Source organism: Wandonia haliotis, assembly GCF_039523435.1.
In the GTDB taxonomy this organism is placed as follows: Bacteria; Bacteroidota; Bacteroidia; order Flavobacteriales_D; family Crocinitomicaceae; genus Wandonia; species Wandonia haliotis.
In genome coordinates this window covers 377,778-402,549 of the sequence record NZ_BAAAFH010000003.1, presented here as the reverse complement: position 1 = coordinate 402,549, position 24,772 = coordinate 377,778, and the positions used below count along the sequence as shown (strand labels likewise).

Sequence of the window (24,772 nt, the reverse complement as noted above, 5' to 3'; positions counted from 1 at the left end):
CCGTTTGTCTCTCTAAAAAAGAACTATTTTGGATAAGCTATATACAGCGGAAACAGTAGGTAAGTGGCGGAAAGAAAAGGCAGAGTCCGGGAAAAAAACCGGGTTCGTTCCAACAATGGGAGCCTTGCATGAAGGCCACCTCTCTCTTATACGCAAGGCAAAAAGTGAAAATGACTTTGTCATCTGTAGTGTTTTTGTCAACCCTACACAATTCAACAACCCGGAAGATCTGGAAAAATACCCGCGCACGATAGAAGAGGATATTCTTCTGTTGCAAAGTGCAGGTTGCGATGCTGTGTTTATCCCTTCAGTTACTGAAGTGTATCCCGATTACCCGGATGAGACATCTCTTGTAACGGTTCCTTTAGCTCCCCTTAATACGGTTATGGAAGGTGCTTTCCGTCCCGGTCATTTTGAGGGAGTAGTCAATGTGGTTTACCGCTTTTTTGATTTGATCCGCCCTCAAAAGGCCTATTTCGGGTTAAAGGATTTTCAGCAGGTAGCCATCATCAAACACATGGTTAATTACTTGGAGCTCCCTGTTGAAATTATTGCCTGTCCTACCGAACGTGAATTGTCAGGTTTGGCAAAAAGTAGCCGCAACCAACGTCTTTCCGACGAGCAGCGAGTAGAAGCTACCTACTTATATAAAGCGCTTCAGCTAGGAAAAAAGTTGAGTTCCGATCATCTTCCGGATGATGTGAAAGAAAAGATGAGAGAATACCTCGATATGACTTCTATCCGAACAGAATATATTAGTATTGTGCACCCTGAAAACCTGTCTGAACTACATAGCGAATGGGTTTCAGGATCAATCTGTTGCATCGCTGCCTATTGTGGTGATGTCCGTTTGATAGATAATCTGCAGTTTATTCCTTAACTTTGTCGCGTATTTAAAGGAAAAAATGCAGATTCAAGTTTGTAAATCAAAGATTCACAGGGTTAAGGTAACTCAGGCTGACCTTAATTACATTGGTAGTATTACCATTGATGAAGACCTAATGGACGCCGCCAACCTCATTGAAGGAGAGCGTGTTCAGGTGGTTAACTGTAACAACGGAGAGCGCCTTGAAACGTATGTTATTAAAGGTGAGAGGGGAAGTGGGACTATTTGTCTTAACGGACCTGCAGCAAGGCGATGTGCAGTAAACGATATCGTCATCATTATCGGATACGGTTTTATGGATTTTGAGGAGGCCCGTTCCTTCAAACCGAGCCTGGTTTTTCCCAATGAACAAACCAATCTGATCGAATAATTGAAAAAGAAACTCATCGGAATTATCAAGATTGTTCTTCCGACCCTTGTCGGGGTTTATCTTTTTTGGTACTTCTATGATCAGATGAGTGATACCCAAAAGGAGAATTTTTTCCGTAAAATGTATGAGATTAATTACGGATGGATTTTTCTTTCTCTTGTTATTAGTCTTGGGAGTCACCTCGCCCGTGCACACAGATGGAAGTACTTACTTGAACCGATGGGGTATAAGACAAAATTTGCTCATCGCTATCATGCCATTATGGTGGGGTACATTGTTAATATGCTCATTCCCCGTGCAGGAGAAGCATCCCGGGCAGGAATGCTCGTCAAGTCGGATAAGATTCCTTTTGCACGTTCTTTCGGAACGATTATCGCTGAGCGGGCAATCGATGTAGCTATTTTAGGAATTATCTTTCTGTTTACTATTTCTGTCAGCTTTGATGATTTTCTTGCATTAAAAGCCAAATTGTTTCCGGCTGATGCTCAGAATACCGGGGATACATCCAATTATTTGCTGCTGTGGATTATTCTTGCCGTTGTAATTCTCTTTGCGCTGGCTATTGTTTTTTTCGCACTAAAACCGACGCTTCGCAAGAAAGTGGTTGAACTGCTTCTAAACATAAAAGAAGGTGTATTGTCTGTGTTCAGGTCTAAAAACCCAGTTTCATTTACTTTTTATTCATTTCTGATCTGGATTCTTTATGTTGTTTTCTTCGGAGTCTGCTTTCTTTCGCTTGAAGAAACCAAAGAAGTTCCTCTCAGTGGAATTCTGATGGCATTTATCGGCGGAACCATCGGTATTATGCTGACCAATGGCGGTGTTGGAGTCTATCCTGTATTTGTCGGTAGTATAATTACTTTTTATGCTTTCCCTGATTATACAGGAACAGGGGCACATGATACCGCTTATGCTCTGGCAACTATTACCTGGGGAGTTCAGACATTAATGATGATCGTTTTAGGTCTGATCTCTTTGTTTTTCTTTTCTAAAAATTTTAAAATAACTTCTGAAGATGATTCTGAGTCAGATAAAGGATAAAATTATTGGTTCCGACGATCTGGAACAGCGCCTTTCTGAGCTTAAGAAGGATGGTAAAAAGGTTGTCTTTACAAATGGTTGTTTTGACATCCTTCATCTTGGACACATCACCTATCTTGCTCAGGCTGCCGAATTGGGAGACATCCTAGTTATCGGCATGAATGATGATGCATCAGTGCGGGATCAGGGGAAAGGACCTAATCGCCCCGTAAATCCAGAACATGCGCGCAGTATGCTGTTGGCAGCATTGGGGTTTGTGGATTTCGTTGTTATTTTCGGGGAACAGACCCCTCTTTCTATTATTGAAAAAATCATCCCTGATGTACTGGTAAAAGGTGGGGATTATGATGCGAACGAAACCAATCCTGACGCAAAAAAATACATTGTTGGCTCTGATATTGTACGGAAAAACGGAGGAGAAGTTGTTACGATCAATCTTGTTGACGGTTTTTCAACAACTGCGACCATTGAGCGCATGAAAAAGTAATCACAAGAAAAAAGTTCAGTCAGCTAAAACTGAGTTTATATCCGTTAATCTATATTTAATAATCTGCTTATTTACAGCCAACTTATGATCTCTAATTTTGCTCAAATTATCGGATCATGCTACGCAAACGGATTATATTTTTCTTTGTTTTTCTACAATCATTAGTTTTTGCTCAGAACAATAATGTTGGGATTAATACCGCTACTCCAGACCCGACAGCTGTGTTGCATCTTGAATCAGATCACCAGGGACTACTGGTTCCCCGGTTAAGCGTTACACAACGTGATGCTATTACAACTCCGGCAACCGGTTTGATTATTTACAACACGGATGATAATCAGGAAGAAATTTACAACGGTACGTGCTGGATTCCAAGTTATTTAAAGAATTGCGACGATTGTGCCCTTGATCTAGCCTTTCAACAGGCGAGTTATACACTCAACCGGGCTACAGCACTCTCTCTTACAATTCCTGTAACTGTAAGCCAATCCACCAACTCCGGTCAGAACCTTCCGGTTAATCTTTCTGTTGTACATACCTTTTCACCGGAATCTACTGTCCGATTAGATCAGTATGAAACAACCGGGGGAACTACCACCGTAACTATTACTATTCAAACCAGTGTGTTTGAAACGGGAGGAGATCATTTTGTTACTGTATTTGCTTTTTGTGAAGAAACTGCCCTTGCAAAATCAGTAAAAGTGACGCTTCAGGCATGTGATGAAGTAACAATTTCAACAGATCAGGTAAACTATGATCTTTCCAATAACGGGGTGAGCGGTAACAATTGTGTTGTTGTAACCATTGAGGATCATGTTGGCATTCGTTCCGCCAGCGCAACAACCCCCGCATTTACAACAGGGTTAATCAATCCCAATTGCAATATCGGAATTAGAAACCGGGGGTATGTTTTTGGAAAAGGAGGAAACGGTCCACAGCTTATGGGGCAAAACGGAGAAGACGGAGGAACAGCTTTTGAAATAAACTGTAATGCTGAAATTCGCAACTCGGGAATGATTTACGGGGGAGGTGGAGCAGGGCTTACAGTCGGTGCATTCCAACCTATTAACCTGGGACCTTTCACACTTTGTATCGCCGCAGGAGCCGGAGGAAGCGGAGGAATGCCCGACGGACTTGGTGGTGGCGGATCTCAGGGTTCCTGCTCAACTGTAGTAGGAATCTGGTCTAACGGAAATAATGCAGAATCAGAATACGATGACGATGAAGGAGCACCTGTGAATGAAAGTTTCTCTCAGAACTTTTCACTGGGTCCGGTACAGGGGACTATTGCTATTACTGCCAGAGGTGGCGGAGGTGGTGACTTCGGAGAACCCGGAACGGCTTCTTCACAACCTGTAGATTTCGGAGGGACTTCTCTGGAAATTTGTTTAAACATTCCTTTTATCGGTAATGTTTGTGCTCCTATCCCCGGGTTCTCATCTGCACTGAACAGCCTCGCCAATCTCATCAACAACTCGTTTAACAATTCGGTCCCCGGAGCAGGTGGTTTTGCTGTCAAACATTCAGGAACCGTTTCTCTTCCGGATGGTGACTATCAATCGTATTCAGTTCGGGGAAAAATCGGTAATTAACCCAAATAACAACCAGACATGAAACATATTCTTATCATATTCAGTCTTTTTCTGACCTTCACGTCAGTTGCGTTTGAAGGCATCATTCACTGTACTAAAATTCAGGATGGTGTAACTACCCGATTTCATTTTTTCGTCCGGGGAAATCAAATTGCTATTGTCTCGGACACACCTGAAGGCAACTACAAAATTCTCGTTTCTTCGAACCGGCAGGAGGTGAAAATTTGTATGGACAGTCCGCTTTTTGAGGAAAAAGGGTATTACTCGATTCTGAAAGACGAAGTCGAAAAAAATCAGATCCCGAAAATTCAGCGGCAAACCAAAACTGACGCATTAATGATAGATGGTTTCAATTGCGAAGGCTACACGCTCGTTTCGGACATCGGCACAGCAATTGCCTATATTGGCCCTGAAAACATCAACCTCAGTGGATTATCTGCTTTTTTTAACGATCCTCTGTATGAACTGCTGGATGCCTTCCAAATTGAAAAACTTCCCCGAAAAATTGTTGTAAACAAAACAACCGGATCGTATACGATTGATCTTACTGCCGAAGAAACTCGTCTTGATCCTTCTATTTTTGAAGTTCCGCAAGAGATGAAACAATTTCAGGTAACGTTAGAATAAAGATGATTTATCGCATATCCTGTATCGGTTTACTGGGGCTATTGATCGGCCTGTCCGTTTCCGCACAAAATGAACCAACGCTTTTCTCTGCAGCAGATACTTTCTTTATTGCCAGGAATGCTGAAGTACACACCTATGGAAATTGTGTAATATCCGGGAATTTGGCTCTCTTATCTCACCATGGTCTTATTCAAACCTACAGTGATCAGAATCCCGGAAATTTTGAGCTTCAGAATGCAGGATCTGTAATCTCAGATGGCAACTATAAAGTACAACAGGACTGGATCAATAATGGTCGGCTTCGCATTGACAGTGGGTTAGTTGAAATGTACGGAGATTACCAGTTTTTCTCCGGGGATAGTATTTCCTCTTTTTATGATCTTCTTTTAACCGGAACCGACAAAAAAGAGCAACAACAACACATACGTGTGAGAAATCAACTGGATCTTACACAGCGGGAACTCGCTGTAGAAGATTGGTTTCTGTACCTTGACAATCCGGATGCAGGAGCAATCGTATATGACGCTACATTTATGGCAGAAGGAATCATCAGTACAGATGAGGACGGAGTAATAAAAAAGGTAGTTCATACCGGAGCGTCCAACCTGATACCTACCGGATCTTCAGAAAACAGTTTCAGGCACCGTCCGATTAAAATTGAACTTTTACCGGGCAATTCTTCGGACACTGCTCATGTTACTTTCCATCACCATTCTCCCGATTTATCAGGAGCTCCATCTTCAGACAAAGACACGTCTCTGTGTAAAATTCAAACGGATTATTTTTATACGTTTAACGCATCAGATTCAAGCAGCAATTTTGATCTTGATTTTGCTTCACTTCCTGCAACAGATGGCGTTTATCCGGATATCGCCCGTTGGGATAACCCCACCTGGAAAGCTATTTATGACTACTCCTCTACTCCGGATATCAATTATGTTTACCACAAAGCGTACCGTCAGTCCGATTTTGTTCAGGAACATTATGCTCTGGCACACAGAACTCCGGTAGCTCCGGTAATTTCCGCAGAAGAAACAGCCTGTTATAATCATTCACCAGTACAGGTAACAACACCTCCAAACCAACCCTGGTACGAATGGAGCTTTCCTGATAATTCCGGGGCATCCGTACAAGATGGACAAGGAAGCCCTTCTGCTACTATCAGTTGGGGAGATGTTATAGGAGGAACTGTAATGGTCAGCTATCAGAATGCAGAAGGATGTTGGTCTTTTCCGGATTCCATTTATATTGAAGACATCAGTATTCAGGCGGACTTTCAAATCAACAGCGTCGATTACGAAGATTTTGTTTCTGATTATATGATCACCAATCTTTCGGACGGAGCAAATGTTTTTGAATGGTATGTCAATGATGAATTGCTAAGCCCGGACAATACAACCAATTTTATACATACCTTCACTACAAACGGAGAAGAAACCAGTTTTGATGTCTGGTTAATCGCTGAACAATCCGAAAGCGGCTGTATTGATACCGCTTATCACCGTATTACTATCCCGGCAATGTTCGTGTTTTACGCCCCCAATTCTTTCACCCCTGACGGAGATGGGATTAATGACTTTTTCTTTGCACAAACCTCCGAAATATATGATCTGGAAATGCTTGTTTTCAATCGTTGGGGAGAGCTTATTGTTTCTCAAAAAGGTAGGGCAGAAGCGGATGCCGTAACCTGGGACGGGACGTATCAGGGAAGCTTTGTTCCTACAGGGACATACGTATATATTTTTATTGTGTCGCCTACCAACCCGAATGTATCTCCGTCTTTGCGTTTCACAGGATCAGTCAATGTGTTGCGCTAAAGACGATCTATTCTACCTGAGCATTTTTAACATTTCATTTTTTGCAAGGCTCATTTTTTTAGTTAACTTTATCTTAATCGCAATGTGTAAATTATGAATGACAGGCGTTTTTATCAGTTAACCTTTGCTCTGCTTTTCAGCCTTAATATTCTTGTTTATTGTATTAAATCCGGTGAACCACTGGTGAAGTCCATTGCTTTTTCGGGACTGGCTTTTTTGGGTGCTTTCGGGTTTGCGCTTATTGTTTTCCGTCGTCTCGGGTGGAGTCGACAGAAAGTTTCAAAATAACAGAACCCTATCGCAATAAATTGACGTGTCCCTGGTGAAGTTCCGGGTTGTCTGTCTGTGTCCGGTCGAAACGAATCTGCCAGATATAGGTTCCACTTGGCACTATTTTTCCACCGTAGGTTCCATCCCACCCCACACTCGCATTATTCGACTCGAAGAGAATTTCTCCCCATCGGTTAAATATCAATAGTTTGTAACTATACGGATCAAATCCAGAGGTAAATACCGGTTGGAAAACTTCGTTGTATTTATCCTCGTCCGGGGTAAACGTATTGGGGACAAAGAAAATAAGTTCGTCCCGGATAAAAAGCTCTTTCGTAGTCGTATCCCGACAACCGTTTGTACTAATTGCTATCAGTTGCACCGTATACTGACCGGCTTCTTCGTATTCATGTGAGGGGGATTCTTCACTGTATTGTCCACTATCATCACCATACTCCCATTGGTAGGTATCCGCACCCTGCGATTCATTCGTAAAATAGGCTACCGGATCAATACTGGAGATTTCGACTGGAGAAACGGAAAAATCGGCTACCGGATCAGCATCCACACAAACAGCGTCAGACAACAAAGCAACTCCCTGGCAGCCGTTCTGGTCCGTAAAAGTCAATTCGATATCATAACATCCGGGAGAGACATATTCCGGTAAATTTCCCGAACAGGATGCAGAAGAAATACCATTCCCAAAATTCCAGACACAGGTTCCGGAACCCATTCCCTGTGTTGTATTGATTACCTGCGCCTGCAAAGGAGCACACCCCTTGTTGTTGTCTACGGTAAATGTTGGTTGCGGAAGCGAATGCACGGTTACCTGTACCTGATCCGTATTGACACATCCGTTTGCATCTGTTCCGGTAACAGTATACGTAACAACCCCTACTGCCTGCGAAAAAGGCTGATTGTCAATCACACCGTTGTCCCAACTATATGTCGTTCCACCCAAAGCAGCAAGCGTGATTAAATCTCCGTCACATGCCACCTGATCATTCCCCGCATCTATTGCAGGAAGTTGAAATACAGTAACACTCACATTATCCGTATTGGAACAACCATTCGCATCTGTTCCCGTAACGGCGTATGTAACCGTACCGACAGCGGGGGTAAATGCCTGATTATCGACGACCCCATTGTCCCATGTATAACTGTCACCACCCGAGCCGGATAATGTTACCGAAGTTCCCGAACAAACCGACTGGTCAGCTCCGGCATCGATTACAGGTAATGCCCAAACCGTTACTGTTACATTATCTGTATTAGAACAACCCTTGACATCTGTTCCTGTAACCGTATATGTAACCGTACCGACAGCAGGTGTAAAAGCCTGATTATCGGTCACTCCGTTGTCCCACGTATAACTATCACCACCCGAGCCGGATAATGTTACCAAAGTTCCCGAACAAACTGATTGATCAGTTCCGGCATCTATCACAGGTAATCCCCAAACCGTTACTGTTACATTATCTGTGTTGGAACAACCATTTGCATCTGTCCCGGTAACCGTATATGTAACCGTACCGACAGCAGGTGTAAAGGCTTGATTATCGGTTACTCCATTGTCCCACGTATAACTGTCACCACCCGAGCCGGATAATGTTACCGAAGCTCCTGAACAAACTGATTGGTCAACACCTGCATCTATTGACGGAAGAGATAAAACTGTAATGGTCACATCATCTGTATCTGTACAGCCAAACGCATCTGTTCCTGTTACGGTATAGGTTGTTGTTCCCGAAGGAGCAAAAGCGACCCCATCCATAACTCCATTATCCCAGGTATAGGTATCTGCCCCGGAACCGGATAACGTTACGGTTTGTCCCGCACAGATAGTCTGATCATTGCCCGCTGATACTACAGGCCCTCCATCTGTTCCGACAGTGGCTGTAACTGTTGTATTGCAATTATTCGCATCAGTGACTTGAATTGTATAGTTTCCGGGAGCCAGGTTTTGAAAAACCGAAGAAGTCTGAAAATTCACCCCGTTATCAATACTGTACTGTATTGTCCCCGTTCCCCCTGTGGCTGTGACGGCAATTTCTCCGTTATTGTTTCCGCAAATCTCATTTGTGACGGATACACTGGCAGACAAAACTGTTGGTTCAGTAATGGCAAAATTGGTTTGCAACTCACAGGAAACACATTCTTTAAATGAAATATCATCTAAACCAAAGTCATTTCCTCCCGGGTTTATATTCTGATTCACAATACAAATTGTTGCGGTTGTGCTTGCCCCCGAATACCAGGTGGAGAAAAACCGATTCCAGACATTCGTTGCCGAAGGAGCTGTAAAAACCTGCCCCAGAAGATTTCCGTTGACATTAAACTGCAAATCAGCCGGAGAGGTTGGATGCATGGATGCCACGTACGCAGAAAATACGTAATAGGTATTGGGTTGTACTGCAATCGTCTGACACCAAACATTTGTATTGGCAACCTGCGCTCCGTTTACAATCATAAAATTACCGGTTCCACCATTACCCGTCCCCTGAAAAGAAGCGTGGTGAAGACTAGCGTCATTACTAACCAGGTAATTTCCACCCGGAAGGTCATTTACACCTGAAAAGCAGTCATTACAATATGTATAATCACTCGTAAACCCGGTGCTTCCTCCTTCAAAATGACCGTTATTTACCAATTCATTTCCCTCCATTTTACAACTATCGGAAACAGATACAGAATAATTTCCGGGAGAAAGGTTTGTAATCTGCTGGTTATTCGTCGTCCCTGTTGACCACTGAAACGTATAAGCGGGTCCGTTTCCTCCGGCCGGGGTAATTTCAGCCGAACCGTCATCCGCACCATTACAGGTCACATCTGTTGTTACGAGATTATCAGTAAGAGCAGGCTGATCCTGAACCGTGACGGTAGAGGTGGCAAAACAATTGGTGTTTGAACGGGCATATACCGTATAATTGCCCGGAGCCAGGTTTGCAAATGACGACGATGCAGAAAAGTTCGTTCCATCTATCGAATACGAATACGGAAGATAGCCTCCATTGCCCGCAATATCAATCGCCCCGGTAGATGTGTTTGAACAAACTACCGGAGAACTGGTCGCTGTCACACCGATGGTTGTCGGATATGGATAAGGGATCGGTTCAAATTGGGGAGAACCTACCGCTACTCCGTTCCAGGCGGCATTTCCCTGTGCGTTTGTATAATTTCCTTCGAACTTGTAATATGCCAATAGTCCTGCCTGTGTGGTCGGATTGGGTAAGTCCAGCATATTGGCGGCAATCTGTGCCTGAGTGCGCGCGACATTCCAGATACGCACCTCATCAATATATCCGTTAAACTGTTCACATTGACAATTCGATTGCTGACCTATTGCAGTTTGCAGATTGTTGGTAACCATGTTCCCTGTCCAGGCCATTTCACCTGTCAGACAGCCATTCACGTAGTAGCGCAGATACTGCCCATTATAGGTAGCAGCAACATGATAGGTTTCTCCCTGTACAAGGGATACACCAGCCGCAGCCACCCCTCCAAAGTTGGCAAATCCGGAAGTCGTTGTTATTTCAAAGCTCCCTATCCGCAAGAGATAATTTACATTGGACGGATCTGTATGTTTCGATACAATATTGACAGAAGCCCCAGTATAGTGAATCAGTGCTTCTACAGTGAGCTGATTCCCTGGCACATCCAGATCACCCACACTAACATAGTTAATCGGTCCCCCGATTCTGAGCGAATTCTGCCCAAATGAAAAAGAAAAAACAATCAGAAATAGTAGTACACAACAAGTCCTTTTTTTACCCATAGTAGAACAGTTCTTCAGCAAATTTAGGTCAAAAAGACTATACAGAGCAACAATTTTTATCGCCTGTACCTCAGAAATGATGTATTCATACTCCAAATCTCTCTACGCCCATTTTAGCATGGTTCGGGGCACGTCTTTGTTGTATTTAAGGGTCGTATTCCTTGAAAAAAGGATTGCCGGAGGGGCAATCTTCCTAACTCACCCCCTCCAAACAAAAACCCCATACCTGTTTGATTATTAAAAACTTGTGGAAAACAGGAGGCTGTTGAATAATTTGAAAAAAATGTTACTTTTGGAACCGTATGCCTTACCAAAAATTACACAAACCTTCCTCGTATAATGGTTGTATAGGTATGTTTTTGGGGTGCATATAAACGAGTTAGCAACAAATAATGATACAACTATGAGAACAAGAATTCTACCATTAATCCTAACGTTACTGTGTCTTATGATTTGGTCTAAATCGGATGCAAAATGCAGAAGAACGGCTACTGTTAAATATGAACAGCAATATGGTTGGTCAAAAAAATACACGGTTGAGGTAACATTTATGACTGGTTATGAGCTTAATCAAGCTACTAGTTCTTATGATTATGAAATGTATTCGGTATACGCAATAATTTTTTGGGGAGAAGGTCAAGCAAGTGTAATAAAATTGAAATCATATTTGCTCTGTGGAAACGAAGTGACATGTGATTGTATTAATAATTCCATTTATGATTTACAAGGTTATGACCAAGATGGTGACAAATGGAATATTTGTTTAAGCAATTATTGTTATTAAATATGATTATGACAAAGGCAAATTTTCTCTTATCGTTGGTTATTTTATTTCTGACAGTTTCTTGTGGTTCTAATTCAAATGATTATGAAGAAGAATTTATAGATGAAAATGGTTATGTAGATGGAACTTATTGTGCTGAAATTAATTATTACAATCCTAATACAGGCACAAGGTCATCTTACAATTTAAACGTTGAAGTTGAAAGCAACGAAGTAACAACAATTTACTGGGGAAATGGTGGATGGTTAGATGAGGATCATTTCTATCCAGAAGAATTAGATTCTGACGGGTATTGTTCCTTTACTAGTGATAAAGGATATGAATATGAAATTCAAATTTTAGGTGAAGAATGTACCTCTACAGATGAAACAAGTTTTCAAAATGATTTAGAAAATGACAATGAATCAGTTACTTGTCCAAAATGTGGCGATGTAAAAGACTCATATGATGAATATTGTTACAATTGTCAAGATGAAATTGAGCACACTTGCAGAAGATGTGGGCAAATAGATAATTTTATGTTTTCGACGGATGATTATTGTGGCGATTGTGAAGATGAATTAGAAAACACCTGTTCAAAATGTGGAGGACATGAATATAATGTTAACGGTGGAATTTGTGATGATTGTAAAGAAAACGAAGAAGATTATTAAAATCTGTTGCTAACAGGCGTTTAGCTCCATTTTTCTGCCGCAGGCGCAACACAGAAAAACGGCGCCAAGCGCCAAAACGTTACCACACATTTGAACGACAAAAATGGAATTGAGTACAATCAATCAAATTAGAGACAAAAGAGATAGTATTCGTAAAAAAATAAAATCACTAAATCTGAATGAATACTCTTCTGGTACTTTTGGGAATGAAAATGAATATTCATTTAAGGGAATAATAGCTGGAATAGAAGTATTATTAACAGATATTTCTACTCTAACTCAATACCCATCAAAATTTGTTAAAATATCTACTTATGATGAAAGAATCTCAATAAAGACAAATCTTACTGAAATTGAAACTTATCTAACAACACCCAATAATTTTATAACTGAATTTGAAGCATTAAAAGTTCAAATACGAAATTATAATGTTCGAAGTATAAGTGAGCGTCAAATTGAATTTGAGAAAGAAATAGAAGATGTAAGAAAGATCAAAATTCAATTACAACAATTACTAGTTGAATCTAAAGAAATAAAAGAGGATTTAGTTACAACTCAAATTTCCATCAATAAAAAATTTAAGGAGAGTAATGAAAATTTGAACGAAATAGAGAATCAACTTAAAAAAATCATTGAAAGAAAAAATGAAATAACAGAAAAAGCTGAAAATCTTGAAGAGATTAATAATGAGCTAGAATCTATGAAGGAAATTGCGAAAGAAAATCTTGAAGAAATAGCTGAGTCCCTTACCGAGAGTAAATCAAATGAAAAACTGATAACAGTTTTTTCAAACAAAATTCAAGACAGAGAAGAAAGATTAGACATATTAGAACAAAATACACTCGAAAACAACAAAAAACTTAATGAATACGAGGAAGAAAGAAAAAATATATTACACGAATCAAAACAATTAGTTGAATCCGCTAAAAAAGCATTGAATTATAAAACTGCTGAAGGTATCAGTGCTTCTTTCCAAAGTCAATACGATAACGCAAATAATAAATGGATTATTGGAGGTTGGCTAATTGGTGCGATTATTTCTTTACTTCTTACTATTGTGTTAGGTATTTGGATTTTACAGTCTCATAATGATAATATTGGAATTATAATTGGACGAATATCTCTTTTACCATTACCTATAATCGGAGCCATTTTTTGTGCTAATCAATACACTAAGCAAAAAAACATAATTGAAGACTATGCGTACAAGATGGTTTTATCAAAGGCTATTGTCGGTTTCTCTGAACAATTAAAGAAAAATAGTACAGAAGGAAACGAAGAATATGTTCATTATATTAAAACAGCTTTAGAAGAAATTCATAAAGATCCTTTAAGAAAAAGAGAAACGAAAAAAATAACGAATAAAAATGAACCTAATCTTAATGAACTAATTGAAATTGCTGAAAAAATCGTTAAAATGACAAAAATCGAATAAAAACGTATGGTACACAATGGCTATACGTAATGCGAGTTTGGTACTGGATTTAAGGCAAATAAAGATAAAAAGCACATAGGTCGAAATACGGTGAAGTGCTTCTAATCCCTAACTACGCTTATACTCGACCGTTGTAGTACATTTGAAATTTGTTCATTAAACAATGCTAGAGATTGTAACGAAAATAGGAGAGTAATGGAGTACAAATATTGTTGGAGATGCAAAATGGATGTTCCTATGCTTGATAAGGAAGAGTACGCTATCGCTTCTCAACTTTATGCAAAAGGTTTTAAAGTTTTAACAAAGGACACTCAGGAGCGTTTCAAGGAGTTATTGGATTATTATAATGATATAACCGGATTTGGAGAAACTGAACCCAATGCCATTATGCATCACGCCATAGGAATGTATGGCACTGACTGTGGAAAACCATACAGGACACCAAAAGCTAAAATATGCGCTGCTTGTGGTAATAAAAGAACAGTAACTGATTAAGAAAAACTACTTCGGAGAAAAATAACCCGGTTGCTGCTGCTTGTTCTCTATCACTTCCATTCCGTACTCAAATTTCTTTTCGAGCACTTTACGTCCTCTTTTGTCGTACACGATCATTTTACCGTGTTTCAACCCATTTTTGTATTCCGTTTCACTGATCGGAGCTTTTCCTCTCCAGGCATATTCACTCATCGTTCCATCCAGTTTCCCGTCTTTGTATTCAGAAATAACTGCCGGAACTCTTCCTCCTTTGTGGTAGGCAATCCATTGTCCGGTTTTTTCACCGTTTTTGTACTCACCTTCCTCTGTCAGCTGGTAATCCTTTGACGAAAAAGACTGCCATTTTCCATGACGGACACTCTCATAAATCATACGCCCTTTATTCACTTTTGACTTACGGGAAGTAACTTTATAATTACCAATGTCTTTTGGTTTTCCGTTTTCAAAATAATCTATCCATTCTCCTGATTTATACCCGTCTTTATAGGTCCCGATAATATTCGGTTTTCCGTTCGGGTAATACGATTCCCAGACACCGTTTAGTTCCCCGTCTTTAAAATTTCCGATATTTTTGATCTTCCCGTCATCCCAATAGTTCCGCCATTCGCCCTGTTCCTTTCCGGCAACGTAGTCTCCTTCCATAAGCAGCTGACCATTTTCGTACCAGGTTCGCCAGGTTCCGTCTTTCTGGTCGTTTTGGTAGGTTCCCGTTTTGAATTTGGAACCATCTTTATAGAAATACTTCCATTCACCATGCATTAAACCTTCCTGATAATTCGCAATATACGATAACTCTCCAGTCGGATAATTGTATCGCCATTCACCGTGTTGCTGATCATTTTCAAATGTCCCGGTCATATCAACCGTTCCTCTGTTTGTATACCATGTCCACGTTCCTGTTTTCTTCCCCTGCTCATATTCTCCTTCCGTTTTTACCTTTCCGTTATCATAGTATAAGGTATAGGGTCCGTCCAGCAATCCTGATTTGTAACTCACCTCTTTTTCCAAAGATCCCGTATAGAATCGGTGTTTCCAGCTTCCGTCTTTTTCTCCTGCTTTGTAATACCCTTCCACTTCTTTGTGTCCGAGCAGGTGGTATTCTTCAAAAGCACCGTCTTTTAACCCGTCTTTATAGGAATACCGCTCTTTTATTTTACCAAGCGAATAGTAAATTCGCGTCTCTCCTGTTCCGTCTTTAGCCGTTTGCGTGGAATCCGGCAGATAAAATGAAACCAGGAAATTGGTACTATCGACAATCTCTTCCTCCATCATTAGATTCCCTTCAGGGTAATAATAACTCCATTTTCCCGAAGGATAGTCATTGGTATAGTATCCCTCCTCTTTCAGGTTGCCGTTTTCATACCATTCCCGGTATACGCTATCCTGTTTGTCGAGTTTAAAATACCCTTCCTGCTTTAGCTGGTCTTCGGTATAGAACAATTTAACTGCTCCGTGCAATTTTCCTTTGTAATAATTTTGTTCCTCTTCAACGTTACCTGCTTTGTTGTAATACGTCCAGTTACCATGTTTCAGCCCTGTTTCTCCCAGCTCGTCTACATAGTAATACCCTTTACTCTGGATCTGTATTTTGTTAAAGTCCCAATACGACCGAACCGGTTTTGAAAGGTTCTCTTTACGAACTTCCTGAGCAAAAGAGAAATAAGAAATAAAAAGAGAAAAAGCTATGAAAAGCGTACGCATAATTCTATAAAGTTTCTACAAAGATAATAACGATAAAAAGGGAATCGGTTACAACAGTCCACGAATAATTAACACCAGACCGAAGATAATCAGGATAAACCCTGTAAACAGGTTAAGTCGCTTGAGCAGATAAGGTGTAATAAATCCTCTTAATTTCTTTGCGCCTATGATTTTGAGCAGGTCAATAGAGAAAAACGTAAACAAAATCGTTGAGATAAAAAGTACGATGTACGTGTCTCCGTCTTCAATTTTTGCGGCCGCTATGGTTATTACACCAAACCAGTAAAAAATGACCATCGGGTTGACAATGTTCAGGAAAAACCCTTTGAGGAATAGCACCCAGTAATCTCTCGGGTTGTGCACTTTCTGTACAAAGTCAGCTTTGATATCTCCCTTTGTCCTCTTCATGGCCGTTATTACCCCATAAATGATGAGAATAACTCCTCCGAAAATCTGTAACCATCCCTGGTTTTCGCTTTCGGTCAAAGAACTGACCTCATTATAAAAAAAGTAAGCAAGCCCGATGTAGATCAAATCGGAAACCAAAACTCCCAAATCTAAGGCCGCGGCAGCACGGATTCCTTTTTTCAAACTTGTTTCGAGGAGTAAAAAGAACGCCGGACCGAGCATAAAACTCAAAACCAGACCGGTCATTATTCCTTTTAATATTACTACTCCCAAAATATTTGCTTTTTGAGCAAAAATAGTAATACAATTTTAGTATTCCTCTTTTCTGATAAAAATCAGCCGGATGCATTTTACCGACAGATAAAGAAAAAATGAATATTTCTGAAAAATAATAGGTTGTTTTTTTCGGCAAACTAATGTTCTTTCTATTTTTGTGACAAAATCATTAAGCATGAAAATTGCAGCAGCTAATAAATTAATAGACGAACTCATTGCCATTGTTGAGAAAGACGGAATTGACGTCGAAGCACTTGTACCGAAGTTGAAAAAGCTTCGCGAATATGCGCTTCAGGAAGAAGATCCTTTGGTAACGAAGTCTATTCGTCTGACATACGAGTACCTTGAAGAAAACAACGCGTATGACGTTGAAGCGCAATACGAAGAAGATGAAGACGGCGGTGAATATCCGTTGGAGATTGAAGATAATGAAAACCTTATCTATTTCCTGAATCTTCTGAAGGATTATGAACACAAAATCAACCGTGAAGAAATCAAAGATTACCGAACGGCTCTGAAAGAAGCTTTATATTAATCAGTGCATAATCCCGGATTCTCATCCGGGATTTTTTATTCCTCTTTTACCACTTCCTATCTATTCTGTTTTTTCTTCGGGATTTCCTTTCCGATTTTTTCACAATCGTAGTGTTTACGCAGACTGGCAGCCTCTTATTTAAAATCAATTTAAATTGCAAAAAACTGACAAATGTATGACAAAGGTTTAACCTTTCTATACCATTTTTGCGGTACAAAGAAAAGAGCATTGAAAGACTTTAAAGTTATAGCATTTACGCACAAAAACCTTGAAGTAGCAGATATCGGAAAGCTGCATATTGAACCGGACGCGCAGGAATTGCGACTTCGTCAGGTGAAATCGATGCTTCAATTAGATGAACTCCTTTTCTTATCTACCTGTAACCGTGTAGAATTCATGTTGGTTTCCGCTGGTGAATGTACTCCGGATTTTCTGGAGCGTTTTTTCTTCGATCTTTATCCGGATATGGAAGAAAGCACACGCGCCGGCTTTGTAAAGGCAGCTGAGGTCTTCGAAGGAGAGTCTGCTGTTGAACATATTTTACGCGTGGCGTCCTCCATTGACTCTATGGTTATCGGAGAACGTGAAATTATCACGCAGGTGCGTTCCTCATTTGAGTCCTGCAAACGTATGGGACTAACAGGAGATTTTATCCGTCTGTTAATGCGTCATACTATTGAGACCGCTAAAAAGGTCTATACCAATACTTCCATTTCTACCAAACCCGTATCGGTTGTTTCTCTTGCCTATCACAGGTTAAAAGAGATGAATATTCCGCTTACCGCCCGCTTTCTGGTCATCGGAGCCGGAGCAACCAACACGAATATGAGCCGCTTTCTGAAGAAGCATGGCTTTACGAACTTTGTGGTGTTCAACCGTACGCTTTCCAAAGCACAAACACTGGCAGGTGAACTGAAAGGAAAAGCTTTCCCGCTGACAGATCTTCCGGAATACGCAAACGGGTTTGATGTAATCATTACCTGTACAGGCGCTGAAGGACATATTATTACTCCGGATATATACGGTAACCTCCTCCAGGGAGATACTACCCGTAAAACGGTAATCGATCTTGCTATTCCTTATGATTTGGACCCTCAAATCGCAGACCGGTTTGCTGTAAAGCATATTTCCGTAGACTACCTGAAGGTAATTAGTGAGGCAAATTTGAAAGAACGCGCCAAGGAAATCAGACATGTAGAGGAAATTCTACTGAAAGAAATGGACACTTTCCGCATGATGTACAAACAACGTCAGGTGGAAATAGCGATGCGCGATGTTCCGCAAAAAATAAAAGATATCAAACAAACGGCAAAAGCCGTTTTTGCACAGGATATGGACAATCTGGATGATTCTGCCCGGGAAACACTGGAAAAGATGTTGGACTTTATCGAAAAAAAATACATCAGTGTTCCTATGAAAATGGCGAAAGAAATTCTGGTCAAATCCTGATAAAAACAAGCAGACTATGAGAAAAATTATCATTGGTTCCAGAGGAAGCGATCTTGCACTCTGGCAGGCTCATCATGTAAAATCACAGCTCGAAAACATCGGGTGTGAAGTGGAAATCAAAATTATCAAAACACAAGGAGATATTATCCAGCACCTCAGTTTTGATAAGATGGAAGGTAAAGGTTTTTTTACCAAGGAGATTGAAGCAGCGTTGCTTGAAAAATCAATTGACCTGGCGGTTCATTCTCATAAGGACCTGGAAACCAATCCTCCTGAAGGATTGGTAATTGCCGCCGTTTCCGAACGCGAAGATCCCGCCGACTTATTGCTCATCCGTAAGGAAGCAGTTGATGCCAATGAGACCTTCCTGTTGAAGCAAGAAGCAATTACCGGAACCTCTTCTGCCAGAAGAAAATCACAAATGATGCGTTTTCGTCCGGATATTGAGATTAAAGACCTGAGAGGAAATGTCCCTACACGGATTCAAAAGTTACGCGATGGAAATTATGACGCAATCCTTCTTGCCAAAGCCGGAGTTTCCCGCCTGAATATTGATCTCTCGGAATTCGCTGTCGTGGATCTCAATCCCCGTGAATTTATCCCCGCTCCTGCGCAGGGTGTACTCGGACTTCAGATTCGTGAAACGGATACTGATCTTGCAGAAATTCTTCGCCAACTGGATACCCCTGAAGTTCGTCGCCGTATCGCCGTAGAGCGCGGAGTACTGAATAAGTTAGACGGAGGATGTCAACTTCCGCTGGGAGTCTATTGCCCGGATGACCATCATGTTTTTGTTTCTTTCAGTACCAACTGGGAAGAAGGAGCTATCTGGGAAGAGTACGAAGTAGATGACCTTGAGGGAATTGTAGACATCATCGTTCAGGACTTACAGGAAGAACAGGACTGACAATCGTATGAAAACGCTTTTTATCAGTCGAAAGGTTGAAGAGGAAGGAGAATTAGCAGCATTTTGTCAACAGCATAATCTACAGCTGATTGCTCTTCCTCTGATCGGTTTCAAACCGGTTATTGCGACTGATATTCCTACAACTGATGTCCTGTTTTTTACTTCCCCCCGATCCGTTTCATTTTATTTGGAACAGGCCGCTATTCTTCCCGGACAACAGATAGCTACCGTCGGGGAAAATACTTCCAAAGCTTTACAGGAACGGGGTATTACTGTTGATTTCACCGGAAGCACCCCCACTCAACCGGAAAAAATTGCTCTGGATTTTAAAAACTGGGTTGGTTCAAAAACCGTTTTATTTCCACAATCCTCTGTTTCCAATCGTACCATGCAACAAGCCCTTAGTAGTCATCAATATACGGATCTTGTTGTTTATGAAACAGTAGCGTTCCCTCGTGAGATACTTCCGGTTCCCGATCTGCTGATTTTTTCGAGTCCTTCTAATTTCCGTTCGTTCCTGAAAACCAACGCTATTACTAATCAACAGATTCTATTGGCATTCGGCAGTACAACGCAAAACTACATTTCAGAATGCGGGTATAGCTCTCGGGTTCTCTCCGGAATTTCGGAAGAAGAAATAATCCGGTTTATTACGCCGCTTCTGCACTGATCGTTTATTCAATCTACTCAGCTACCTCCCGCTTTTCTTTGCGCTTTGCAAAAATCAACGCTCCGACAGATAGGATTGCGTACAATACAAGTATAGAGACCATCTCTCCCCATTTCGTAGTCAGTTCATAATACAAAATCAGCCCTCCCCCGATCGTAAGTCCGATAATTGCTAAAGTGGTTAACAATGTAGAAGAGTTTGTCTGCGCCCTGATCTTATGGTTTGCTACAGCCATTAATAATGAAACCAGTAAAAACGTGATACTTCCGAATTCGAGAATCAACTCCAGCCCTCCGGCAAGAATCAACAGACTGGCACAGGCTGCCATACAAAGTATTGCGTTTCTGGGAATGTTGTTTTTCCGAATAGCTAACCCTTTCGGAAAATAACCGTCTTTAGCTACCACTGCCATTTGGCGAGAAGAACCGAACACTGTCCCGCTTATCGCGCTACTGGTCGCTAAAATTGCTCCCAGGATAACAATGTTTGTTCCCAACGATCCGATTGCCTCTCCGGCACCGGCTGCTAAAGCATACTCCTGGTTTTTAATGATGTTTTCCGTAGGGATAGCAAAAATTGCACCCAGAGAAATAACTACATAGATCAGGATGGCCAGAGTAATGGCGGAATAGATTGCCCGTGGAATATTCTTCTCCGGGTTTGTCATCTCATTCACCGCATTTATCACCAACTGAAACCCTTCGTATGCTACAAATGTGATAGAAGCCACGATGAGGATTGAAAAGAAATTTGAATTTTCTGCATCGGTAACAAGGTTGTCTATAAAAGTCGGGAAGTCCGTATTTCCATGCTGCATCAAGACTACTGAAATGATAACCAGCAGCACCAGTTTGGTGTACACCATTATATCTTCTATCTTCCCCATTCCGTTTACACTCCAGACATTAATCGCAGTGAAAAGACCTACTACTCCAACGGCTATGAGTTTTCTCAGCAGCACATTGTCTGCAAAATCCGTACTACTTATAGCATAAGAGGAAAATGTGTAGGCATAGAGTGCCAGAGTGCTGATGTATCCGAATATAATGAACCAGCCAATCATAGACGCCGAAAACTTCGATCCTGGATAGGTCTTCTTAAAAAATGAATAGGTCGCCCCCTCATCTTTGTAATATAAACCCAACTTCACATAACTGTAGGCCGCCAGGGCAGCAATCAGCCCGCCTATTATGATCGCTATGGGAGTAAGGTTTCCAATCATGGAAACGGAAATTCCGAGTATGGTAAAGATCCCTCCCCCGACCATTCCGCCTAATGCGATAGCAATCAGTTCAGGCAGCCCCAGTTCTTTGTTCCTCTTTCTATGCTGCGTCATTTCTTGTTTTTATCCAGTTGTACAGATTCGGAAATTTGCGAATTATATCTGAGAATATCAATAACCGACCTGTATAACACATTGTTATTTTTCTCTATCCAACCATCGGGGTTTGTACCGTAGAACTTCCTTGTAAACAGGACAATCTTCTGCATGTGCTCCGTGGAGATACCCCGAACTCATCAGGAATTCTCCTACGATCTCACCTCCTGTAAATCGAAAATGTTTCTTGAATAAGCGTACCCATTCTTCTTTTGACAACGGATGATGATGATCCAACCACTTTTTAAATGAACCAAATTCCTCCTGTAATGCTAAAACCACCTTTGCGTTTTCAATAGCTGCATTTACTTTTAACTTATTCCTGATAATTCCGGCATCTGTCAAAAGACGCTTCCTGTCTTCCTCCGTATAGGCTGCTATCTTCTCAATACTAAAATTATCGTATGCTTTCCTGAATGCTACTTCTTTACGAAGGATCGTTTCCCAACTTAACCCCGCCTGATTAATCTCCATCACCAGCCTACCGAACAACTCATCATCATCGTCAATCGGAAATCCATATCGGTTATCGTGATAGTCTTTGTGAAGAAGTTTGCGCTCTTCCGAGGGGATTGTTTCTATATAGGTACAATAGGACATATTCTGTTTTTTTAACAAAACGAATATACAGGATCCGCCTGTGTCTCATCAAACTTTTCTTACTTTTATAGGACATATCATTGCGCAGAAAATGATATAAAAATGAAAAAACAAAGATTGTATAACCCGTCATTCTCTGATTTTCCGTTCAGTGGATGACAGAAAAATGTCCAATTCAAATCAACATGAACAAATTCAAAATTAACAATACAGATCTGGAAGTTTCCCGTATTAATTTCGGAGGAAATGTTTTCGGCTGGACACTAAATGAAAAACAGTCCTTTGCTATTGCGGATCAATTTACAGAAGCAGGATTTAACTTTTTTGACACTGCAGACACCTATCCCTGGTGGGTAAACGGAACAGGAGGACTATCAGAGTCTATTCTTGGCAAATGGATGAAAGAAAGAAAAAACAGAGACAAAATTGTACTTGCCACCAAAGTAGGATCTGAAACACAAGAACATGGTTTTGATATCAGTAGAAAACATATTCTCCAATCTGTAGATGAATCACTTCAACGCTTGCAAACAGATTATATCGATCTGTATTATACGCACTTTGATGATAAGGTAACTCCTGTTGAAGAAACACTGGAAACTTACCAGGAAATTATCAAAGCTGGAAAAGTACGTTATATCGCTGCATCCAATATTTCACCCGAACGTTTACAACAATCTTTTGAAGCAGCTGACAAAAACGGCTTGCCTAAATATGTTGCTCTTCAGCCTCATTACAATCTCATTGATCGTGAGCAATACGAAACACAATATGCTCCGTTAGCAGAGCTGTATAACCTTGCTGTTTTCCCCTACTGGTCACTTGCTTCCGGATTTTTGACTGGTAAATACCGTTCAGAAGCCGATCTCAGTAAGAGCCAGAGAGGAGGAGGTGTTAAACACTACCTGAATGAAAATGGACTGGCGATATTGGATGCGTTGGACAAAGTAGCCGGCAAACACAACTCTTCTCCTGCAACCGTTGCACTGGCCTGGTTACTGGCTCAGCCCCACATCGGAGCTCCGATTGTCAGCGCCACGAACAACAAGCAATTGGAGGATCTTATTGCTGCACCTCAACTGCACCTGGATCAGGAAGATCTTGACGTACTGAAAATCAATTTATAATCTTGATATACAACAAAAGGCAGCAAGATTATGCTGCCTTTTGTTATTAGTTCTGTTTTCCTACATTTCTGCTTCTGCCAGTTCTTTATTCACCATAGCCCCGGTAAGATTTCCTGCTGCTACGGCATTAGCTACTGACCTCATCGGAGAAGTAGCATCGCCGCAAGCAAAAATATCGGGAACCGTTGTTTTCTGTAATTTATCGGTTTCAATATGTCCCTGCTCTGTCAGAGTACAGCCTAGTAATTTGGGTATTTCCGAATGCTGAATAAAAGGAATCCGTGCATACATCACCTCACAAATCAGCTCCGTATTATCCTTAAAAACAATGCGATCAAGGTGTCCGTTTTCATGCTTGATATAATCAATTCCGGATGCAATAATATCTACTGACAGCTTTTCCAGGGTCTCTTTCTCCTCTGCTGAAAATTCCGGAGTACCATTCGTTAACACAATTACCTCACGTGTTAAACTTTTTAACAATGCGGCTAAGTGTACTGCTGTCGGACCATTGGCAAATACGGCTGTTTTCTTTGAACGATATTCATAACCGTGACAATATGGACAATGAATCACCGAAATTCCCCAACAATCAGCAAATCCCTCAATGTCAGGCATCACATCCCGGACTCCTGTAGCAAAAATCAATTTTTTCCCGTTAAAAACAGTTCCCGATAATGTTTTAACTTCAAAACCGTTTTCCGTTTTATCGGCACTCACCACAAAATCTTCCCTGAACGTAACCGTGTCATATTTTTCAACCTGTGCCCTTCCTATCTGTGAAATCTCTCCCGGAGTTTTCCCATCTTGTGTAAGAAAATTGTGAGAATGTGGTGTAGAAGCGTTACAAGGTTTGCCGCTATCTATCACAAGTGTCCGCCTCATCAACCTTCCCAGCGACATTGCCGCAGACAATCCCGCATAACTACCTCCTATGACAATAGCTTCATAATTCGTGTTTCCTAACATACCTTATTGTTTGCATTTGCAACAAAGATAAGACAAAACGCATCTTATGCAACAATGTTGCATAAATGAAATTACTCCTTTTCCCGGTTTACTTCGCGTTTCTCCAATAAGGTATTATACTTTTCCAGCAATAGCAGATACTTGTTCTTCCAAAATTCTACCGTCTCGGAAGACTGGATATATTGCAATTCACGTTCGTTAAACGTCTCCTTCTCCAGCCTGGCAAAATATTTACTAATTCGGGGTAATAAAGAAGAGAAATCATAATGGATAATCTTACCGATTTCCAGGATAGTTTCAACAGGTAACTCGGGATTAGCAAACAGGTTATAAATATGCCTTCTGCTTTTTCCCAAACGATCTGCCAACTTAGTTATTGAATAACCACTTTCGCGAACCGCCTTTTCCACTATTTCCCCTCTATGTATCATGCTTCACAAGTATATGAAGCAAAAAGAGAAATAATATTCCTATTTTTTTTACATAAAAGAGAAGTAAACCCGGGAAACAGCACAGTAAC

The 24,772-nt window shown here is 40.9% G+C and carries 24 protein-coding genes; 17 read left to right on the top strand and 7 right to left on the bottom strand.

Annotation, left to right across the window (positions count from 1 at the left end; all coding sequences use genetic code 11):
* Window positions 1–28 precede the first annotated feature (28 nt).
* The 8 genes from panC to ABDZ97_RS02275 all read left to right on the top strand — a co-directional run bounded on the left by panC (window position 29) and on the right by ABDZ97_RS02275 (window position 7,108).
* Entirely contained in the window at window positions 29–880 is an 852-nt protein-coding gene (panC, locus tag ABDZ97_RS02310; protein ID WP_343784682.1) for a pantoate--beta-alanine ligase, read from the top strand.
* A gap of 25 nt (window positions 881–905) precedes the next feature.
* On the top strand, window positions 906–1,256 hold the full coding sequence (panD, locus tag ABDZ97_RS02305; protein ID WP_343784680.1) for an aspartate 1-decarboxylase: 351 nt from the start codon (window positions 906–908) through the stop codon (window positions 1,254–1,256).
* Window positions 1,257–2,297 carry a lysylphosphatidylglycerol synthase transmembrane domain-containing protein gene (locus tag ABDZ97_RS02300; RefSeq protein ID WP_343784678.1) on the top strand — a complete coding sequence of 347 codons (1,041 nt, stop codon included), beginning with the start codon at window positions 1,257–1,259 and terminating at the stop codon, window positions 2,295–2,297.
* Window positions 2,272–2,784, top strand: coding sequence for a D-glycero-beta-D-manno-heptose 1-phosphate adenylyltransferase (rfaE2, locus tag ABDZ97_RS02295; protein ID WP_343784676.1), 513 nt, complete (start codon window positions 2,272–2,274; stop codon window positions 2,782–2,784). The genes ABDZ97_RS02300 and rfaE2 overlap by 26 nt, the downstream gene beginning before the upstream one ends.
* 116 nt (window positions 2,785–2,900) lie before the next feature.
* The gene (locus ABDZ97_RS02290; RefSeq protein ID WP_343784674.1) at window positions 2,901–4,376 is read left to right on the top strand and encodes a hypothetical protein; all 1,476 of its coding nucleotides are present in this window, start codon (window positions 2,901–2,903) and stop codon (window positions 4,374–4,376) included.
* 18 nt (window positions 4,377–4,394) lie between these two features.
* Window positions 4,395–5,003, top strand: a complete 609-nt coding sequence (locus ABDZ97_RS02285; protein WP_343784672.1) for a hypothetical protein — start codon at window positions 4,395–4,397, stop codon at window positions 5,001–5,003.
* A 2-nt stretch (window positions 5,004–5,005) separates the two neighbouring features.
* Window positions 5,006–6,820, top strand: a complete 1,815-nt coding sequence (locus ABDZ97_RS02280) for a T9SS type B sorting domain-containing protein (protein ID WP_343784670.1) — start codon at window positions 5,006–5,008, stop codon at window positions 6,818–6,820.
* A 93-nt stretch (window positions 6,821–6,913) separates the two neighbouring features.
* Window positions 6,914–7,108, top strand: coding sequence for a hypothetical protein (locus tag ABDZ97_RS02275; protein WP_343784668.1), 195 nt, complete (start codon window positions 6,914–6,916; stop codon window positions 7,106–7,108).
* Between the two features lie 7 nt (window positions 7,109–7,115).
* On the opposite strand, the gene ABDZ97_RS02270 is transcribed toward ABDZ97_RS02275, so the two are convergent.
* Window positions 7,116–10,865 carry a LamG-like jellyroll fold domain-containing protein gene (locus tag ABDZ97_RS02270; RefSeq protein ID WP_343784666.1) on the bottom strand — a complete coding sequence of 1,250 codons (3,750 nt, stop codon included), beginning with the start codon at window positions 10,863–10,865 and terminating at the stop codon, window positions 7,116–7,118.
* 403 nt (window positions 10,866–11,268) lie between these two features.
* On the opposite strand from ABDZ97_RS02270, the gene ABDZ97_RS02265 reads away from it, so the two are divergent.
* The 4 genes from ABDZ97_RS02265 to ABDZ97_RS02250 all read left to right on the top strand — a co-directional run bounded on the left by ABDZ97_RS02265 (window position 11,269) and on the right by ABDZ97_RS02250 (window position 14,232).
* A complete protein-coding gene (locus ABDZ97_RS02265) occupies window positions 11,269–11,649 on the top strand; it encodes a hypothetical protein (protein WP_343784664.1) in 381 nt (126 codons plus the stop codon).
* A gap of 8 nt (window positions 11,650–11,657) precedes the next feature.
* A complete protein-coding gene (locus ABDZ97_RS02260) occupies window positions 11,658–12,302 on the top strand; it encodes a PHD finger domain-containing protein (protein ID WP_343784662.1) in 645 nt (214 codons plus the stop codon).
* Window positions 12,303–12,405: 103 nt separating this feature from the next.
* Complete coding sequence (locus tag ABDZ97_RS02255; RefSeq protein WP_343784660.1) at window positions 12,406–13,737, top strand: hypothetical protein; 1,332 nt, start codon at window positions 12,406–12,408, stop codon at window positions 13,735–13,737.
* A gap of 195 nt (window positions 13,738–13,932) precedes the next feature.
* The gene (locus tag ABDZ97_RS02250) at window positions 13,933–14,232 is read left to right on the top strand and encodes a hypothetical protein (protein WP_343784656.1); all 300 of its coding nucleotides are present in this window, start codon (window positions 13,933–13,935) and stop codon (window positions 14,230–14,232) included.
* A gap of 6 nt (window positions 14,233–14,238) precedes the next feature.
* Here ABDZ97_RS02250 and ABDZ97_RS02245 read toward each other — a convergent pair whose 3' ends face one another.
* Together ABDZ97_RS02245 and ABDZ97_RS02240 are read right to left on the bottom strand one after the other, a co-directional pair.
* Window positions 14,239–15,933 (bottom strand): hypothetical protein, encoded by a 1,695-nt coding sequence (locus tag ABDZ97_RS02245; RefSeq protein ID WP_343784654.1) that lies wholly within the window; start codon window positions 15,931–15,933, stop codon window positions 14,239–14,241.
* Window positions 15,934–15,981: 48 nt separating this feature from the next.
* Entirely contained in the window at window positions 15,982–16,614 is a 633-nt protein-coding gene (locus tag ABDZ97_RS02240) for a LysE family translocator (protein ID WP_343784651.1), read from the bottom strand.
* A 178-nt stretch (window positions 16,615–16,792) separates the two neighbouring features.
* Between ABDZ97_RS02240 and ABDZ97_RS02235 the strand changes: the two genes are divergently transcribed.
* The 4 genes from ABDZ97_RS02235 (at window position 16,793) to ABDZ97_RS02220 (ending at window position 20,178) form a co-directional block, all read left to right on the top strand.
* Complete coding sequence (locus tag ABDZ97_RS02235; RefSeq protein ID WP_343784649.1) at window positions 16,793–17,152, top strand: hypothetical protein; 360 nt, start codon at window positions 16,793–16,795, stop codon at window positions 17,150–17,152.
* 171 nt (window positions 17,153–17,323) lie between these two features.
* A complete protein-coding gene (gene hemA / locus ABDZ97_RS02230) occupies window positions 17,324–18,601 on the top strand; it encodes a glutamyl-tRNA reductase (protein WP_343784645.1) in 1,278 nt (425 codons plus the stop codon).
* Window positions 18,602–18,617: 16 nt separating this feature from the next.
* Window positions 18,618–19,508 (top strand): hydroxymethylbilane synthase, encoded by an 891-nt coding sequence (gene hemC / locus ABDZ97_RS02225; RefSeq protein WP_343784644.1) that lies wholly within the window; start codon window positions 18,618–18,620, stop codon window positions 19,506–19,508.
* A 7-nt stretch (window positions 19,509–19,515) separates the two neighbouring features.
* Window positions 19,516–20,178 carry a uroporphyrinogen-III synthase gene (locus ABDZ97_RS02220; RefSeq protein WP_343784642.1) on the top strand — a complete coding sequence of 221 codons (663 nt, stop codon included), beginning with the start codon at window positions 19,516–19,518 and terminating at the stop codon, window positions 20,176–20,178.
* Between the two features lie 13 nt (window positions 20,179–20,191).
* Here the strand turns inward: ABDZ97_RS02220 and ABDZ97_RS02215 are convergent, their stop codons facing one another.
* Window positions 20,192–21,514 carry an APC family permease gene (locus tag ABDZ97_RS02215; protein WP_343784640.1) on the bottom strand — a complete coding sequence of 441 codons (1,323 nt, stop codon included), beginning with the start codon at window positions 21,512–21,514 and terminating at the stop codon, window positions 20,192–20,194.
* An 84-nt stretch (window positions 21,515–21,598) separates the two neighbouring features.
* Entirely contained in the window at window positions 21,599–22,156 is a 558-nt protein-coding gene (locus ABDZ97_RS02210) for a DNA-3-methyladenine glycosylase I (protein ID WP_343784638.1), read from the bottom strand.
* A 185-nt stretch (window positions 22,157–22,341) separates the two neighbouring features.
* On the opposite strand from ABDZ97_RS02210, the gene ABDZ97_RS02205 reads away from it, so the two are divergent.
* Window positions 22,342–23,283: an aldo/keto reductase gene (locus ABDZ97_RS02205; protein WP_343784635.1), complete on the top strand. Its 942-nt coding sequence runs from the start codon at window positions 22,342–22,344 to the stop codon at window positions 23,281–23,283.
* A gap of 60 nt (window positions 23,284–23,343) precedes the next feature.
* Here ABDZ97_RS02205 and ABDZ97_RS02200 read toward each other — a convergent pair whose 3' ends face one another.
* Window positions 23,344–24,252, bottom strand: a complete 909-nt coding sequence (locus tag ABDZ97_RS02200; RefSeq protein ID WP_343784633.1) for an NAD(P)/FAD-dependent oxidoreductase — start codon at window positions 24,250–24,252, stop codon at window positions 23,344–23,346.
* Between the two features lie 71 nt (window positions 24,253–24,323).
* On the bottom strand, window positions 24,324–24,683 hold the full coding sequence (locus ABDZ97_RS02195) for a helix-turn-helix domain-containing protein (protein WP_343784631.1): 360 nt from the start codon (window positions 24,681–24,683) through the stop codon (window positions 24,324–24,326).
* Between the last annotated feature and the right edge of the window lie 89 nt (window positions 24,684–24,772).